Source organism: Streptomyces sp. NPDC052682, assembly GCF_040678435.1.
Taxonomy (GTDB): domain Bacteria; phylum Actinomycetota; class Actinomycetes; order Streptomycetales; family Streptomycetaceae; genus Streptomyces.
Map to the genome: position 1 here is coordinate 1 of NZ_JBFATS010000030.1, position 14,752 is coordinate 14,752.

Annotated in this window: 12 protein-coding genes; 7 read left to right on the plus strand and 5 right to left on the minus strand. The window is 73.4% G+C overall.

Annotated features, from left to right (window positions below; translation table 11 throughout):
• Nucleotides 1-1,076: DMT family transporter (locus tag AB0K80_RS31910; protein WP_365675706.1), on the minus strand; the 1,076-nt coding region annotated here is incomplete at its 3' end.
• Between the two features lie 228 nt (nucleotides 1,077-1,304).
• On the opposite strand from AB0K80_RS31910, the gene AB0K80_RS31915 reads away from it, so the two are divergent.
• From AB0K80_RS31915 to AB0K80_RS31940, 6 genes are all read left to right on the plus strand, one after another.
• Nucleotides 1,305-2,045: a (2Fe-2S)-binding protein gene (locus AB0K80_RS31915; protein ID WP_365675793.1), complete on the plus strand. Its 741-nt coding sequence runs from the start codon at nucleotides 1,305-1,307 to the stop codon at nucleotides 2,043-2,045.
• A gap of 40 nt (nucleotides 2,046-2,085) precedes the next feature.
• Nucleotides 2,086-3,237 (plus strand): glycogen synthase, encoded by a 1,152-nt coding sequence (gene glgA, locus AB0K80_RS31920; RefSeq protein ID WP_365675708.1) that lies wholly within the window; start codon nucleotides 2,086-2,088, stop codon nucleotides 3,235-3,237.
• 50 nt (nucleotides 3,238-3,287) lie between these two features.
• The gene (gene glgC, locus AB0K80_RS31925) at nucleotides 3,288-4,508 is read left to right on the plus strand and encodes a glucose-1-phosphate adenylyltransferase (protein ID WP_365675710.1); all 1,221 of its coding nucleotides are present in this window, start codon (nucleotides 3,288-3,290) and stop codon (nucleotides 4,506-4,508) included.
• 181 nt (nucleotides 4,509-4,689) lie between these two features.
• Nucleotides 4,690-7,311, plus strand: coding sequence for a PA14 domain-containing protein (locus tag AB0K80_RS31930; RefSeq protein ID WP_365675711.1), 2,622 nt, complete (start codon nucleotides 4,690-4,692; stop codon nucleotides 7,309-7,311).
• A 146-nt stretch (nucleotides 7,312-7,457) separates the two neighbouring features.
• The gene (locus AB0K80_RS31935) at nucleotides 7,458-8,861 is read left to right on the plus strand and encodes a wax ester/triacylglycerol synthase family O-acyltransferase (RefSeq protein ID WP_365675713.1); all 1,404 of its coding nucleotides are present in this window, start codon (nucleotides 7,458-7,460) and stop codon (nucleotides 8,859-8,861) included.
• Between the two features lie 104 nt (nucleotides 8,862-8,965).
• Nucleotides 8,966-10,459: an SDR family NAD(P)-dependent oxidoreductase gene (locus tag AB0K80_RS31940; RefSeq protein WP_365675714.1), complete on the plus strand. Its 1,494-nt coding sequence runs from the start codon at nucleotides 8,966-8,968 to the stop codon at nucleotides 10,457-10,459.
• A gap of 45 nt (nucleotides 10,460-10,504) precedes the next feature.
• On the opposite strand, the gene AB0K80_RS31945 is transcribed toward AB0K80_RS31940, so the two are convergent.
• Entirely contained in the window at nucleotides 10,505-10,939 is a 435-nt protein-coding gene (locus AB0K80_RS31945; protein ID WP_365675715.1) for a hypothetical protein, read from the minus strand.
• Nucleotides 10,940-11,403: 464 nt separating this feature from the next.
• On the opposite strand from AB0K80_RS31945, the gene AB0K80_RS31950 reads away from it, so the two are divergent.
• Nucleotides 11,404-11,577, plus strand: a complete 174-nt coding sequence (locus AB0K80_RS31950) for a hypothetical protein (protein WP_365675717.1) — start codon at nucleotides 11,404-11,406, stop codon at nucleotides 11,575-11,577.
• A 6-nt stretch (nucleotides 11,578-11,583) separates the two neighbouring features.
• Here AB0K80_RS31950 and AB0K80_RS31955 read toward each other — a convergent pair whose 3' ends face one another.
• The 3 genes from AB0K80_RS31955 to AB0K80_RS31965 all read right to left on the minus strand — a co-directional run bounded on the left by AB0K80_RS31955 (nucleotide 11,584) and on the right by AB0K80_RS31965 (nucleotide 14,701).
• Entirely contained in the window at nucleotides 11,584-11,997 is a 414-nt protein-coding gene (locus AB0K80_RS31955) for a VOC family protein (protein ID WP_365675719.1), read from the minus strand.
• 199 nt (nucleotides 11,998-12,196) lie between these two features.
• Nucleotides 12,197-13,540, minus strand: coding sequence for an amidase (locus AB0K80_RS31960; protein ID WP_365675720.1), 1,344 nt, complete (start codon nucleotides 13,538-13,540; stop codon nucleotides 12,197-12,199).
• Between the two features lie 117 nt (nucleotides 13,541-13,657).
• The gene (locus AB0K80_RS31965; RefSeq protein ID WP_365675722.1) at nucleotides 13,658-14,701 is read right to left on the minus strand and encodes an alpha/beta fold hydrolase; all 1,044 of its coding nucleotides are present in this window, start codon (nucleotides 14,699-14,701) and stop codon (nucleotides 13,658-13,660) included.
• Nucleotides 14,702-14,752 lie beyond the last annotated feature (51 nt).

The following is a 14,752-nucleotide window of genomic DNA, read 5'->3' on the forward strand; positions in this document are numbered from 1 at the left end:
GCCCGAGGTCCTCCGCTCGCCGCCTCGGCCTGTCCGCCGGCCACGTCCGGTGCGACGAGCAGGGCGTGTTCCTGCACGAGCGCAGCCGCCTGCGCGCCGTCCCCGGCGTCCGCCGCCTCCACCCGGCCACCGGCCGCCCCGTGCGCGACAAGCACCGTCTCCCCCCGCACCGCCGCAGCCTCGGCACCGACCCCGTCGCGCCCCCCGGCCCCCGCCGCCCCCGAAGCCTCCGGACCCACCGACCGCTCCTGTGCGAGGCGTTCCGTCGTCAGCAGGATCAGGCCGCCGGCCGCCACCACCCCGCAGCTCAGGGCGAGCGCGGTGCCGGTCACGCCGTAGCGGAAGGTCTCGTCGAACATCGTGATACCGACCACCGCCGCCACCACCGGGTTCACGACCGTGAGGGTCGCCAGGGGCGCGGCGAGGCCGGCGCCCTGGTAGGAGGCCTGGGACAGCAGCACGCCCGCCACGGCGAACACGGCGATCGCGGCCAGCGAGGGCAGGTCGGAGGCCGACATGCCGCCGATCCAGTCGACCGTGACCGTCTTGGTGAACACCGACGACATGCCGAAGGCGATGCCGGACGCCGTCGCGAGCAGGACGCTGCGCACGGCCGGGTGCCGGTGCGCGGCCCGGCCCGCGATCATCAGCGCCACGACCGCGCCGGCGGCGACCAGGCCGACGGCCACCCGCTGGGCGGTGCCCAGCGACTGCGTGCCGGACGCACCGACCAGGGACAGCAGCCCCGCGAGACCCACCGTCGCCATGATCGCGCCCCGCCAGGCCGTGGACCCCGCGCGGCGGCCGACGAACAGCGCGGCCATGGGCAGGGCGAAGACGATCGTCAGGGCGCCCAGCGGCTGGACCACGCTCAGCGGACCGTACGCGAGCGCCACCACGTGCAGCAGACCGCCGAGACCGTTGAGCGCGAGGGAGAGCCACCAGCTCGGCCGGCGCAGCGGCGCGTACTGCCCGTCCGGCGAGGACACCGCGACCCGCTCCTGCACGATCGCTCCGCCCGCGTACGCGACCGCGGACACCGGTGACAGCAGGACGGACAACGCGAGGGCGCTCATCGGCTGCTCCTCTGCGCGGGGCGGGGGCCCGGGGCCCGGCGCGGCGAACGGTCGGATCTCATGTCCAACACGATGCCGTGCCAGGGTCTTCCCGTCGTCGTCCCTGAGCACTCAATGGGTCGTACTGCCGATGGAGTACGCCGGGAGCCCTCTCATCCCCTGGATGGTCACCTCTGGAGGGACACCCTCCGGGCACATCCCCTAGGGGCCTTGGTACTACTGCTCCTCGTGGACCTCGATCCCGGCCTCTCCGCACTCCGCCCGCTGGGCGGCTTCTTCGTGTTGCGTACGGCCGCGCCCACGGCGCGCGGCCCCTTCATTCTCCTCTCCCAGGTGTACGACGGCACGGCAGGGGATGTCCAGCAGGACCCCTTGTCCTGCCGCGTCCGCAAGGTCGCCGCGGCCCTGCGCGCCCCCGAGGCGCGGGTCGCCGCCTCCGTGGCCCAGCAGGGGCTCGCCGCCCGGCTGTGGTCCGTGGCGCTGGGCTGCGCCGCCCTGTACGGGCACGTCCCCGACCTGGACGGGCGGTTGCTGCACTGGAATCCCGACGGCAGCGCCCCGGACGACCTGTGGCTGTCCCAGGTCCGCTCCCTGCCCGGGAACGCCGCCACTGTCGCGGACACCGTCCTGCACGGCCATCTCGAACCCCTGGCCGCCGCCCTGCGCACCCGGCACCGGCTCGCGCCCGGCCTGCTGCGCGGCAACGCCGCCTCGGCGCTGGCGGGCGCGGGCCGGGAGCTGGAGCGCTGGGCGCGCCGGAACGGCCGTACGGACCTCGCGGCCCGGGCCCGCTCCCTGACCGCGGACCTCCTCGCCCACCCCCTGCTCACGGGCACCGGAACCCTGGCCGGCACCGCCTTCCGGCGCCGCAGCTGCTGCCTGTACTACCGCGTGCCCGGCGGGGGCGTGTGCGGCGACTGTTGCTTCCCACGACCCCCGCGCTCTTCCCCACAAGCCACATCTGGGTGACCATGAAAGGGAAACGGCCACTTCAGTCAGGGGGTTCCGGGTGCGAGTGGGACTGCTGACCCGGGAGTACCCCCCGGATGTGTACGGCGGCGCGGGTGTCCACGTCGAGTTCCTCGCCCGCGAGCTCGGGCCCCTGGTGGACCTGGAGGTGCACTGCTGGGGCGAGGGCAGAGCCGACGGGGTGCTGCGGCACCGGCCCTGGCCGGCGCTCGACGGCGCCAACGACGCGCTGCGCACCTTCTCCGTGGACCTGGCGATGGCGGCCGGGCTGCAGGACCGCGAGCTGGTCCACTCCCACACCTGGTACGCCAACCTCGGCGGCCACCTCGCCAAGCTCCTGTACGGCGTGCCGCACGTGATGACCGCCCACTCGCTGGAGCCGCTGCGCCCCTGGAAGGCCGAGCAGCTCGGCGGCGGGTACGCGCTGTCCAGCTGGGCCGAGCGGACCGCGATCGAGGCGGCGGACGCCGTGATCGCCGTCTCCGGCGCCATGCGGGACGACATCCTCGGCTGCTACCCGGCGCTGGACCCGGACCGCGTGCACGTCGTGCACAACGGCATCGACACCACCCTGTACCGGCCCGACCACGGCACCGACGCGCTGGACCGGATCGGCCTGGACCGCTCCCGTCCCTACGTGCTGTTCGTCGGCCGCATCACCCGCCAGAAGGGCGTGCCGCACCTGCTGCGCGCCGTGCGGGACATCGATCCGGCCGCGCAGGTCGTGCTGTGCGCGGGCGCCCCCGACACCCCGGAGATCGACCAGGAGTTCCGGCAGCTCTACCAGGAGCTGAGCCGGGTCCGCGAGGGCGTGCACTGGATCCCGCAGATGCTGCCGCGCCCGGAGGTGATCCAGCTGCTCACCCACGCCGCGGTGTTCGTGTGCCCCTCGGTGTACGAGCCGCTCGGCATCGTCAACCTGGAGGCGATGGCCTGCGGCACGCCCGTGGTGGCCTCGCGGGTCGGCGGCATCCCTGAGGTCGTGGACCACGGCAGGACAGGGCTGCTCGTGCCCGTGGACGACGCCTTCGAGACGGGCCTCGCACAGGCCCTGGACCAGGTGATCGGTGATCCCGAGGGCGCCCGGCGGATGGGCGAGGCCGGGCGGCAGCGGGCGGTCGGCGAGTTCGGCTGGGACGCGGTGGCCCGCCGTACGGTCCGGCTCTATGAGGAGATCCTCAAACAGGCTTAGTCCGCCCGGCTCGGGGCAGGCATGGGGAAATCGGCGTGAGGGGAGCGGCCATGCGTCGTGGTGGTCCTTCGGTCCTGGGAATCGTGCTGGCGGGCGGCGAGGGCAAACGCCTGATGCCGCTGACGGCGGACCGTGCCAAACCAGCGGTCACCTTCGGCGGCACGTACCGCCTGGTGGACTTCGTGCTGTCCAACCTGGTCAACGGCGACATCCTGCGGATCTGCGTGCTGACGCAGTACAAGTCGCACTCGCTGGACCGGCACATCACCACCACCTGGCGGATGTCGAGCCTGCTCGGCAACTACGTCACGCCGGTCCCGGCCCAGCAGCGCCTCGGCCCGCGCTGGTACCTGGGCAGCGCCGACGCGATCCTGCAGTCGCTGAACCTGATCTACGACGAACGCCCCGAGTACGTCGCCGTGTTCGGCGCCGACCACGTCTACCGCATGGACCCGCGCCAGATGCTCGCCCAGCACATCGAGAGCGGCGCGGGCGTCACGGTGGCCGGGATCCGCGTGCCGCGCGCCGAGTCCTCCGCGTTCGGCGTGATCACGCCCGGCTCGGACGGCCAGACGGTCGAGCGCTTCCTGGAGAAGCCCGCCGACCCGCCCGGTCTGGCCGACGACCCCGACTGCGTCTTCGCCTCCATGGGCAACTACATCTTCACCACCAAGGCCCTGATCGAGGCGCTCCAGCGGGACGCCGAGGACGAGCGCTCGGTGCACGACATGGGCGGCTCGATCCTGCCCCAGCTCACCGACCGGGGCGAGGCCGCCCTGTACGACTTCAGCGCCAACCACGTGCCCGGCGAGACCACTCGCGACCAGGGCTACTGGCGGGACGTCGGGACCCTCGACGCGTACTACGACGCCCACATGGACCTCATCGCCGAGCGGCCCGCCTTCAACCTGTTCAACCGGCAGTGGCCGATCTACACCCACTCCAACCAGCTCTCCCCGGCCCGCTTCAACGCCGGCGGCATCGCCAGCGAGTCGATCATCAGCGCGGGCTGCCTGATCCGCGGGCAGGTCACCCGGTCGGTGCTGTCGCCGGGGGTCGTGGTCGACCCGGGAGCCGTGGTGCAGGGCTCGGTGCTGCACGACAACGTCCACATCGGCCGGGGCGCGGTGGTGCGCGGCGCCATCCTCGACAAGAACGTCGAGGTGCCGCCCGGCGCGACGATCGGCGTCAACCCGGAGCGGGACGCGGAGCTGTACACGGTCTCCAAGGGCGGGGTGATCGCCCTGGGCAAGGGGCAGCAGGTCCCGTAGGGTCCGCGCCGGCCGAGCTCCCCGGGAGCGCGTCCAAGGCCCCGGTCCGTGCAGGACCGGGGTCTTCCCCATGCCCTTGCGGAGACTTCCGGACTGGCTTGGTCTGTACCTGGACCTCACCTGCGATCCGTGGTCTCATGGCCAACTGCTGTTCCATGACAACGTTGTTATGGAGGTCTCCGTGCACACCAGACGCCTGAGCCGACGGCTCGCGTTACTCCTCGCCGCGCTCCTCGGCCTCACCGGCCTGACCGCGGCACCCGCCCCGGCGGCGGACGGCCCCGACGAGGTCCGCGGCCTCAAGGGCGAGTACTACACCCACTCCGCCCCCGGCATCTTCGACTTCCACACGCTGAAGGCCACCACCGTCGACCCGCGGCTCGACTTCGACACCCTGGAGCCGCGCCTGACCTTCACCACCGGACGCCCGGACGACGTCAGCGTCCGCTGGACCGGCCGCATCGTCCCGGAGCGCAGCGGACCCCACACCTTCTCCCTCATCGGCGACAACGGTTTCCGCCTGTGGATCGACGGCCGGCTCCTCATCGACCACTGGGTCGACGACTGGGACCGCGAACAGAGCGCCGAGCCCGTCGAGCTGACCGCCGGGCGGCCCTACGACATCAGGGTCGAGTACTTCGAGCACTACGGCGGCTCCCACCTCCACCTGCGCTGGACCCCGCCCGGCGGCGCCAAGCAGCCCGTGCCGCAGTCCGCGTTCCGCCTCCCCGAGGGCTTCGACTACGACGGCCCGGCCACGACCACCGTGCTGTCCGACGGCCGCACCCTGAAACTGGACTTCGCCCAGCGCCTGGCCGCGCCCCCGGCCGGGCTGACGGACCACCTCCACGCGGTGATCGGCGGCGCCGCCTGGCCGCTCGGATCCGCCCGCCTGGACCCGGCCGACCCCACGGCCCTGCTGGTCGCGCTCGGCGAACCCGTCGTCGGCAACAGGACCGGCACCGCCCGCGGCACCGCCGACGTCCGCTACGACAGCGACGGCGGCCTGACCCGCGCCGACGGCAACGTTGTCAAGGCGTTCTGGGCCAGCGGCCCCAACCGCTCCACGTACGAACTGCGCACCCGGTGGGCCGACGAGGTCGGTCCGGACAACGCCCATCCCGAGTACCCGCGTCCGCAGCTGACCCGGGGCCAGTGGCGCAGCCTCAACGGCCGCTGGCAGTTCGCCGCCGCCGAGGCGGGCGAGGCGCCGCCCGTCGGCCGGACCCTGAAGGAGCGCATCCTCGTGCCGTACCCGGTGGAGTCCCAGCTCTCCGGCATCCAGCGGCACGAGGACCGCATGTGGTACCGCCGTACCTTCACCGTCCCCGCCGACTGGCGCATCGGCCAGGACAGGCGGCTGCGCCTGAACTTCGGGGCGGTCGACTGGCGGGCCGAGGTCCACGTCAACGGCACGAAGGTCGCCACGCACGAGGGCGGCTACGACAAGTTCGGCGCCGACATCACCGACGCGCTCGTGCCGGGCCGCACCCAGGAACTGATCGTCGGCGTGTACGACCCCACCGATGCGGCCGGCGGCGAGAACCCGCCGCTCGGCAAACAGCGGCTCGACCCCAGCGGCATCTGGTACACCCCGTCCTCCGGCATCTGGCAGACGGTGTGGATGGAGCCGGTCGCCCGCGACCACGTGGACTCCCTCAAGCTCACGCCCGACGTCCGGGCGGGCACGCTGACCGTCGAACCGCGCGGTGTCCGCGACGGCGTACCGGTCACGGCGACGGCGTACGCCGGAGACCGCAGGGTGGCCACGGCGAGCGGGCGCACCGGCCGGCCCCTCACCCTGACCCTGCGTCAGCCGCACCTGTGGTCGCCCGACGACCCGTTCCTGTACGACCTGGAGGTCACCGTCGGCGCCGACCGGGTCGGCAGCTACTTCGGGATGCGCTCGATCTCGGTCGAGCGTGTGAACGGCGTACCGCGCACCCTCCTCAACGGCACACCGGTGTTCATGATGGCCACCCTCGACCAGGGCTTCTGGCCCGACGGCCTGCACACCGCGCCCACCGACGAGGCGCTGGCCTTCGACCTGGAAACGCACAAGAGGCTCGGCTACAACGCCGTGCGCAAGCACATCAAGGTCGAGCCCGACCGCTGGTTCTACTGGGCGGACCGGCTGGGCCTGCTGGTGTGGCAGGACATGCCCGCGATGACGGCCGGGGTGAACCCGGACGCCGAGGCCCGCAAGCGCTACGAGCGGGAGCTGAAGGAGATGATCGACGAGCACGTCAGCAGCCCGTCGGTCGTCATGTGGGTGACCTTCAACGAGGGGTGGGGCCAGTACGACGTGGGCCGGATCGCCGAGCAGGCCAAGGCCTGGGACCCGACCCGGCTGGTCAACGGCCAGTCCGGCCTCAACCTGGGGGCCGACGGCGGCACCGGCGACCTCATGGACGAGCACGGCTACCCCAGCCCCGCCCTGCCGCCCCGCCCCGACGGCCGGCGTGCCCTGGTCAGCGGCGAGTACGGCGGCCTGGGCCTGGCGGTGCCCGGACACGCCTGGTCGGTGCAGCAGTCGTACGTCGACGTCGACCCGGCCACCTACACCGACGACTACCTGGCCAGGCTCGACGAGGTGCGCGCCCTGGCCTGCCGGGGCGGCAACGGCGCCGTCTACACCCAGATCGCGGACGTCGAGGGCGAGCTGAACGGCCTGCTGACGTACGACCGCGAGGTGCTCAAACCGGACGTGGCACGGGTCAGGGACGCCCACCGGGCCCTGATTCATGACGCCTCCCGGGTGACTCCCACCGGATGCCCTGCGGCGCAACCTGTGGTGAAGTGACCTCATATGCACCATGAGTCCCGCCCCCTTTTTCCCGGGGCGGGACTTAATCTGCTGTTAACTGCCTGTAGCGAGATCGTACTTGACCGTAATCGGCCGAGGGCGATTGACTGCTGGCTCACCCGTCGTCGACGCGAGGCAAGCCCTTGACTTCCGACCTGCTCGCTCCTTTGGACCTGGCGTTCTGGCACATGGAGTCCGCCGAGCACCCCATGCACCTCGGCGCGCTCGGGATCTTCGCCGCGCACTCGTCCGCCGCGGGCGCCCACGCGGCGGACCTCCTGGCCGCCCGGGCGGCCGCCGTCCCCGGACTGCGCATGCGGATCCGGGACGTGTGGCAGCCGCTGGACCTCCAGCAGCCGCTCACGGCGCTCAAGCGGCCCTTCTCGGTGCTCCGTCAGCCGCTGGCCGCCGCCCTGCGGCAGCCGCTCGCCTTCGGCGGCGCGGCCCGCGAGGCCGACCCGGACTTCGATCCCGTCCACCACGTGCGGCTGCACGCCCCGGCCGCCGACTTCCAGGCCGAGGCCGGCCGCCTCATGGAACGCCCGCTGGAGCGGGAGCGGCCGCCGTGGGAGGCCCATGTGCTGCCCGGGGAGGACGGGACCTGCTTCGCCGTGCTCTTCAAGTTCCACCACGCCCTTGCCGACGGGCTGCGCGCGCTGACCCTGGCCGCCGCCGTCCTGGACCCGATGGACCTGCCCACGCCCCGGCCCCGCCCCGCCGCCCCGACCCGCGGCCTGCTGCCCGACGTGCGCACGCTGCCCGACCGGGTCCGCGGCGCCCTGTCCGACGTGGGCCGGGCTCTGGACATCGGCGCCTGCGTCGCCCGCTCCTCCCTGGACGTGCGCTCCACGCCCGCGCTCGGCTGCGAACCCAGCGGCACCCGCCGCACCGCCGGCGTGATCGTCGACCTCGACGACGTGCACCGGGTCCGCAAGAGCGAGGGCGGCACCGTCAACGACGTCCTGATCGCGGTCGTCGCCGGCGCCCTGCGCCGCTGGCTCGACGCACGCGGCGACGGCAGCGAGGGCGTGGCACCCCGCGCCCTGATCCCCGTCTCCAAGCGCCGCCCGCGCACCGCGCACCCGCAGGGCAACCGGCTCTCCGGCTACCTGATACGGCTTCCGGTCGGCGATCCCGACCCGCTCGGCCGGCTGCACACCGTCCGCACCGCCATGGACCGTAACAAGGACGCGGGCCCCAACCGGGGCGCCGGGGCCGTCGCCCTGCTCGCCGACCACGTCCCGGCGCTCGGCCACCGGCTCGGCGGACCGCTGGTCGGCCAGGCCGCCCGCCTCTGGTTCGACATCCTGGTCACCAGCGTGCCGCTGCCCGGCTTCGGCATGAAGCTCGGCGGGCACCCGCTCACCGCGGTGTTCCCGCTGGCCCCGCTGGCCCCCGGCCACTCGCTGGCCGTGGCGGTCTCGACGTACCGCGGTCAGGTCCACTACGGGCTGGTCGCCGACGGGGAGGCCGTGCCGGACCTCGACCGGCTCGCGGCCGCCGTGACCGAGGAGGTGGCGGCGCTGATCGACGCCTGCGATCCCTGACCGGAACGGGTTTGGCGGTGCGGCCCGGCGCTCCGTAGACTTCCGCGTTCGAAAGCGGGCGCGAGAAGGAGCGCCGCGACGCACAGCAGGGAAACGCAGCGGCGATGACGGTGACACAGGACGGCCCGCAGGCCACGCAGGCCACGGACGAGGCGACCGGTCCGTCGTACGGGCCCGGCATCGACCCGGAGCGGCTGGCCGTCTGCCTCAGCGTGCTCGAGGAGCTCGACAAGCTGGACGTCGACCACCCCGACGCGATCAAGGTGCGCAGGGCGACCTCGCACATCTACCGCTCGGTCAAGCAGCGCCGCCGCCAGGAGCGCCGGGCCGCCAAGACCGCCCACGACCGGGCGGTCACCGAAGCCACCGCCACCGGGTCCGCCGAGCGCATCGACGACGAGACCGAGGGCATCCTGCCCTCCTCCAAGGTCGAGCCGGGCCGGATCGCGGGCATCCTCCAGCGGCCCCGCTCCTGCTACATCTGCAAGACGCGCTACGTCGAGGTCGACTACTTCTACCACCAGCTCTGCCAGAAGTGCGCCGCCGAGAACCGGGCCAAGCGCGACGCCCGCACCGACCTGACCGGCAAGCGGGCCCTGCTCACCGGCGGCCGCGCCAAGATCGGCATGTACATCGCGCTCCGGCTGCTGCGCGACGGCGCCCACACCACCATCACCACCCGCTTCCCGAACGACGCCATCCGCCGCTTCAAGGCCCAGCCCGACAGCGACGAGTGGATCCACCGCCTGAAGATCGTCGGCATCGACCTGCGCGACCCCGCCCAGGTCGTCGCCCTCGCCGACTCGGTGGCCGCCGCGGGCCCGCTGGACATCCTGATCAACAACGCGGCCCAGACCGTACGGCGCTCCCCGCAGGCCTACAGCGAGCTGCTGGCCGCCGAGTCCGGCCCGCTGCCCGCCGGGGAACTGCCCGCCGCCGAGGTGATCGGCACCTTCGGCTCCGGCGCGGTCGCCGAACTGCCGGTCGCCGGGAGCGGCGCGCTGACCGCCCAGGACGTCACCGACCTCGCCCTCGTCTCCGGCTCGGCCTCCCTGGAGCGCATCGCCGCCGGTACGGCCATCGACGCGGGCGGACTCGTCCCCGACCTGCACGACACCAACAGCTGGGTCCAGACGGTCGACGAGGTCACCCCGGTGGAGCTGCTGGAGGTCCAGCTGTGCAACTCCACCGCCCCGTTCATCCTCATCAGCCGTCTGCGCCCGGCCATGGCGGCGTCGCAGGCCCGTCGTACCTACATCGTCAACGTCTCCGCCATGGAGGGCGTCTTCGCCCGCGGCTACAAGGGCGCCGGCCACCCGCACACCAACATGGCCAAGGCCGCCCTGAACATGCTCACGCGCACCAGCGCCCAGGAGATGTTCGACAAGGACCGCATCCTGATGACGGCCGTCGACACCGGCTGGATCACCGACGAGCGCCCCCACCCCGACAAGGTCCGCCTCGCCGAGGCCGGCTTCCACGCCCCGCTGGACCTGGTCGACGGCGCGGCCCGCGTCTACGACCCGATCGTGCGCGGCGAGGCGGGCGAGGACCTGTACGGCGTCTTCCTGAAGGACTACGCCCCGGGCAAGTGGTGACGCCGGGGCTCGGCCTGGACCGGCCGGCGGTCCGCTGACCTGGCGTCAGTCCATCGCCCCGAGGCGTGCGGCGCGGGCCGCCAGCAGGACCAGCACCGTGCGCCAGTCCTCCAGCACCCCGGCCTCGAACGCGGCGGTGCGGGCCTCCTCGTCCGCCTGACGGAGGGTGAGCAGGTCGTCGTCGGCCGGGTGGCCGCGCAGCAGGGCCGCCACCCGCTCGCCGAGCAGGCCCCGTACGGCCTCGCCGGCACGCTCCGCGCGGTCGGCCGGGTCGCCGGGCCACAGCAGCCGGCCGACGGGCCGTACCAGGCCCGCCACCTGGAGCTCCTTGTCGGCGGGCCGGCCGCGGCGCAGCAGCGCCGCGGTGCGCAGGGCGTGGTCGTGCAGGTCGACCGGTGCGCCGCCGCCGTCCGGGACGGCGACGGTGCCCCGGCAGGCGTACAGCAGGTCCATCAACTCCTCGACGCTGCGCAGCTGCATGCGTCAGTCCTCCCGCGAGACAGCCGTTGCCAGGGGGCAGCAGAGCATGACGAGCTTTCGGCCCGGCCAACGGCACCTGAACTGCACGGCCACACCGCGGAAGACCGCCGCGCCTCGGTACTCCGAACGAGTGATGCACCTCATGCTCGTCATGTAACAAAGAGGATCATAAGGTGACGGGTCGTCCACGGACTGACGCGCGATCGTTACCCCTTGTTTTCAGCGCCATCGAGCGGACCCCCGCTCATTTGGTTAACCTGGAGCGGACGGACAGCACACGGGGTCCCACCCACACCCACGGTCCGTCATGGGACGAGCCGGTTCACATCGGCCCGGTCTCCCACGAGTTGCCGGCGCCACCGCGTCCGACCTGCCTTTTGACACAGACCCGAGCGGACGCCAGGCACCAGACCGGACACTGGGCCGATCTGTCCCGAGGGTGACCGACACATAAGGAGTGCGCGGTGACACCGGAGAAGACGAATCGCGAGGACCGCCCCAAGGAACGCACGGAGCGCGCGGGCCGCAGGCCCGGGGAACTCGGCAGTCTCGACGTGTGGGCGCGGTCCGCCCCCATCCGCCTGGCCGGCTACGAGGAAGACCTCGCCGAGCCCCACATCCTGCCCAGCGTGGACTGACCCTCCCTACGGCCGGACGTAGGGCCGGGTCATGATCTCCATGTTGTGGCCGTCCGGGTCGCCGAAGTAGGCGCCGCGACCGCCGAACAGACGGTTGACGCGGCCCGGTTCGGTGTGGTGGGGGTCGGCGTAGTAGGTGACCCCCACCGCCTCCAGCCGGGCGATCATCGCGTCGAACCGGTCCTCGGGCACGAGGAACGCGTAGTGCTGCGGCTGGATCGGCTCGCCACGCTGCTCGTAGAAGTCGAGCGTCACGCCGTTGCCCAGGTCCACGGGCAGGAACGGGCCGAACGGGGCGCCGACCTCCAGGCCGAGGACCGTGGCGAGGAACTGCGCCGACAGCCGGCGGTCCGTGGCGTACACGGCGGTGTGGTCGAGGTGGACGGTGCTGGTGGGCAGGTCGACTGCGTGCTGGGGCATACGGATGCCGGTCTCCGGGTCTTGGGTTCCGTCAGGGAGGGGGGAAGACGCGGAGAGGAACGGCGGAGCTCTGCCCCGCCCCGGGCTCACGCCGAGGCCGGGTGCCTCACTCGTGCGTGGCCCATGGCCGACCCGGCAGTCACCCGGCCGACCCTAGTGGCCGGCCGGCGATCATGACAACGGCGACTTTCGGCCGCCCTCATCCAAGGGGAGCGGTCCGCGGCCACGGATTGCGCTGCTCCAACTGCGCCGCCAGCTCGAGCAGTCGGGCCTCGGATCCCGGGCGCCCCACCAGCTGCACCGCGCAGGGGGCGCCGGAGGGCAGGGTGCCGCACGGGAGGGACATCGCGGGCCAGCCGGTCAGGTTCCACGGCGGAGTCAGCGGCGAGTAGGCCGAGTTGGCCACGACGTTGCGCAGCCAGCCCCGTTCGTGCCAGGGCGCGGCCTGCGGGGCGCGGCGCGCCAGCGCGGGCGTGAGCAGCACGTCGTACTGGGCGAAGAACGGCTCCAGCCGTCTGCGCAGCAGCTCTCGGCTCTGCCCGGTGCGCACCGTGCGGACCAGGCGCCGGCCCACGGCGGCGTGCGTCCGGGTGCGGCGGGTCAGCCGGTGCCGGTCCAGGCCCTGCGCGTCGATGGCCGTGCCCGCCGTCCAGTGCGCCAGCGCGGTGGTGCCGAGCGACATCGGGTAGGGCGGGTCGGCGCGCCGCACCTCGTGCCCCGCCTTCATCAGCACCCCGGCCGCCGCCCGGGCCGCCGCCGCGTACGGCCGGCTGACGGTGATGCCGGCCAGGGGACTGCGCAGGGACAGGGCGACCTTCAGCGGTCCGGGCGGGCAGGGGCGTGAGACCTCGGTGCCGGCCAGCACCGCGAACATCAGGCGGGTGTCCTCGACCGTGGTGGCCAGAGGGCCGTTCTCGGCCATGCCGAACCAGTCGCCCTCGCCGATGCCCGCCGGTATCACCCCCCGGCCCGGTTTGAGGGTGACCAGGCCGCAGTTGGCGGCCGGGATGCGCAGGGAGCCCATGCCGTCGTTGCCCAGCGCGATCGGCACCATCCCGGCGGCGACCGCGGCCGCGCTGCCGCCCGACGAACCGCCCGCCGTGCGGGCCGGGTCCCACGGGTTGCGGGCGGTGCCGAAAGCGCCCTCGGTCGTGCCGAACACGCACAGTTCCGGCACGTTCGTCAGGCCGACCACGACCGCGCCCGCGGCCCGCAGCCGGGCCACGGTGACGTGGTCCTCGGCGGCGGGGGTGTCCGGGGTGGCCGCGCTGCCGTGGCGGGTCGCCTCGCCGCGCACGGCCAGGTTGTCCTTCACCGCCACGGGCACACCCGCCAGCGGCAGTTGGGCGAGGTCGCTGCGGGCGGCCACCTCGTCGGCCTCGGCCAGGGCCGCCTTCGCGCGCACCGTACGGAAGGCCCCGATCCGGCCGTCGAGCCGCTCGATGCGGGCGAGGTGCTCGGCGACCACCTCCCGCGGGGTGACCCGCTTCTCGCGGACGGCGGCGGCTGTCTCGGCGGCGGGGCGGCCGACCCAGTAGGTCACGGCGGGCTCCTCAGGTGCGGTGCGGGGGGCCAGGGCGTACTGGCCGGTACGTAGGGAGAACTGTGCCCGCGGAACGCTCCCGCGTCGAGAGCGGTGCCGGTGATCCTCGCCGCGGGCTCAGCGCAGGTGCCGGCCGAGGAAGGCCGTCGTGGCGTCCATCGCGTCCGCCCAGCGGGGACCGAAGGTGTGTCCTTCCCCCGGGTACGTGCGCAGCTCGACGTCCTTGCCGGCCGCCTCGAACGCGGCGGCGGTCCGCCGGGACCAGGCCAGGGGGCAGGTGTCGTCGGCGGTGCCGTGGTGGATCAGCAGGGGCTCGGTGACGCGGTCGACGTAGGTCAGGGGCGAGACCTCCCGCCAGAAGGCCGGGTTGTCCTCGGGGGTGCCGTGCCGGGCCTCGATCTCTTCGGCGAGCGGGTCGCCCTCGCGGCGCTGGAAGCGCTCGACGTTCTCGTACGGGCGCGCGCTCACCGGCGCGAAGACCACCGCCGCGTCGACCAGGCCGGGCGCGACGACGAGGGTGTTGTACACGACCCCGCCGCCCATCGACCGGCCCAGCAGGCCGATCCGGTCGGCGTCGATCTCCGCACGCCCCGAGGAGCGCAGCGCCAGCACCGCGCCGATGACGTCCTCGGTGTAGCCGAGGCGCAGGCCGACGTCGTTGCCGGGGTCCTTGTCGGAGCCGGCGTGGTTGCGGTAGTCGGTGTGCAGGACGACGTAGCCCTCGCGGGCCAGCCGGTCCTGTTCGCGGGGCATGCCCTGGCCGCTGACGTAGGTGTCCGGGTCGATGTACCCGTGCGCGAGGACCAGGGCCGGGAAGGGGCCCTCGCCCTCGGGGATGTTCATGATCCCGGAGATCGTCAGCCCGTTCGCCTCGTACGTGACCGCGTACCGCGTGTAGGCGGAGGTCCGGGCGAGTACGGTGCCGAGCCGCAGGCCGGAGCCGTGGTGCTCACGCCGGATCAGGGCGGGGATCGAGACCGGGCCGGCCGCCGTCCGGGTGGGCGAGGGCGTCGCGCTGGGACGGGGGTGCTCGGAGCCGGCCGAGGCCGGGGCCGAAGCGGGGGCCGGCGTCGGCGCGGCACGGTCCGCACCGCCGCCGCAGCCGGCCACGGCGGCCAGCAGCAGTCCGGCGAGGGCGCGGGCGGTGCACCGAGGCCGCATGCGCCCATTGTCCCGCCGCACGGCGGCCGGTGACACCCTCCCGGCGGGGCG

Bases quoted from the DNA above. Each gene is read 5' to 3' on its own strand.
- glgC (WP_365675710.1), top strand. From the start codon at position 3,288: ATGCGTCGTGGTGGTCCTTCGGTCCTGGGAATCGTGCTGGCGGGCGGC.
- AB0K80_RS31940 (WP_365675714.1), top strand. From the start codon at position 8,966: ATGACGGTGACACAGGACGGCCCGCAGGCCACGCAGGCCACGGACGAG.
- AB0K80_RS31945 (WP_365675715.1), bottom strand. From the start codon at position 10,939: ATGCAGCTGCGCAGCGTCGAGGAGTTGATGGACCTGCTGTACGCCTGC.
- AB0K80_RS31955 (WP_365675719.1), bottom strand. From the start codon at position 11,997: ATGCCCCAGCACGCAGTCGACCTGCCCACCAGCACCGTCCACCTCGAC.
- AB0K80_RS31965 (WP_365675722.1), bottom strand. From the start codon at position 14,701: ATGCGGCCTCGGTGCACCGCCCGCGCCCTCGCCGGACTGCTGCTGGCC.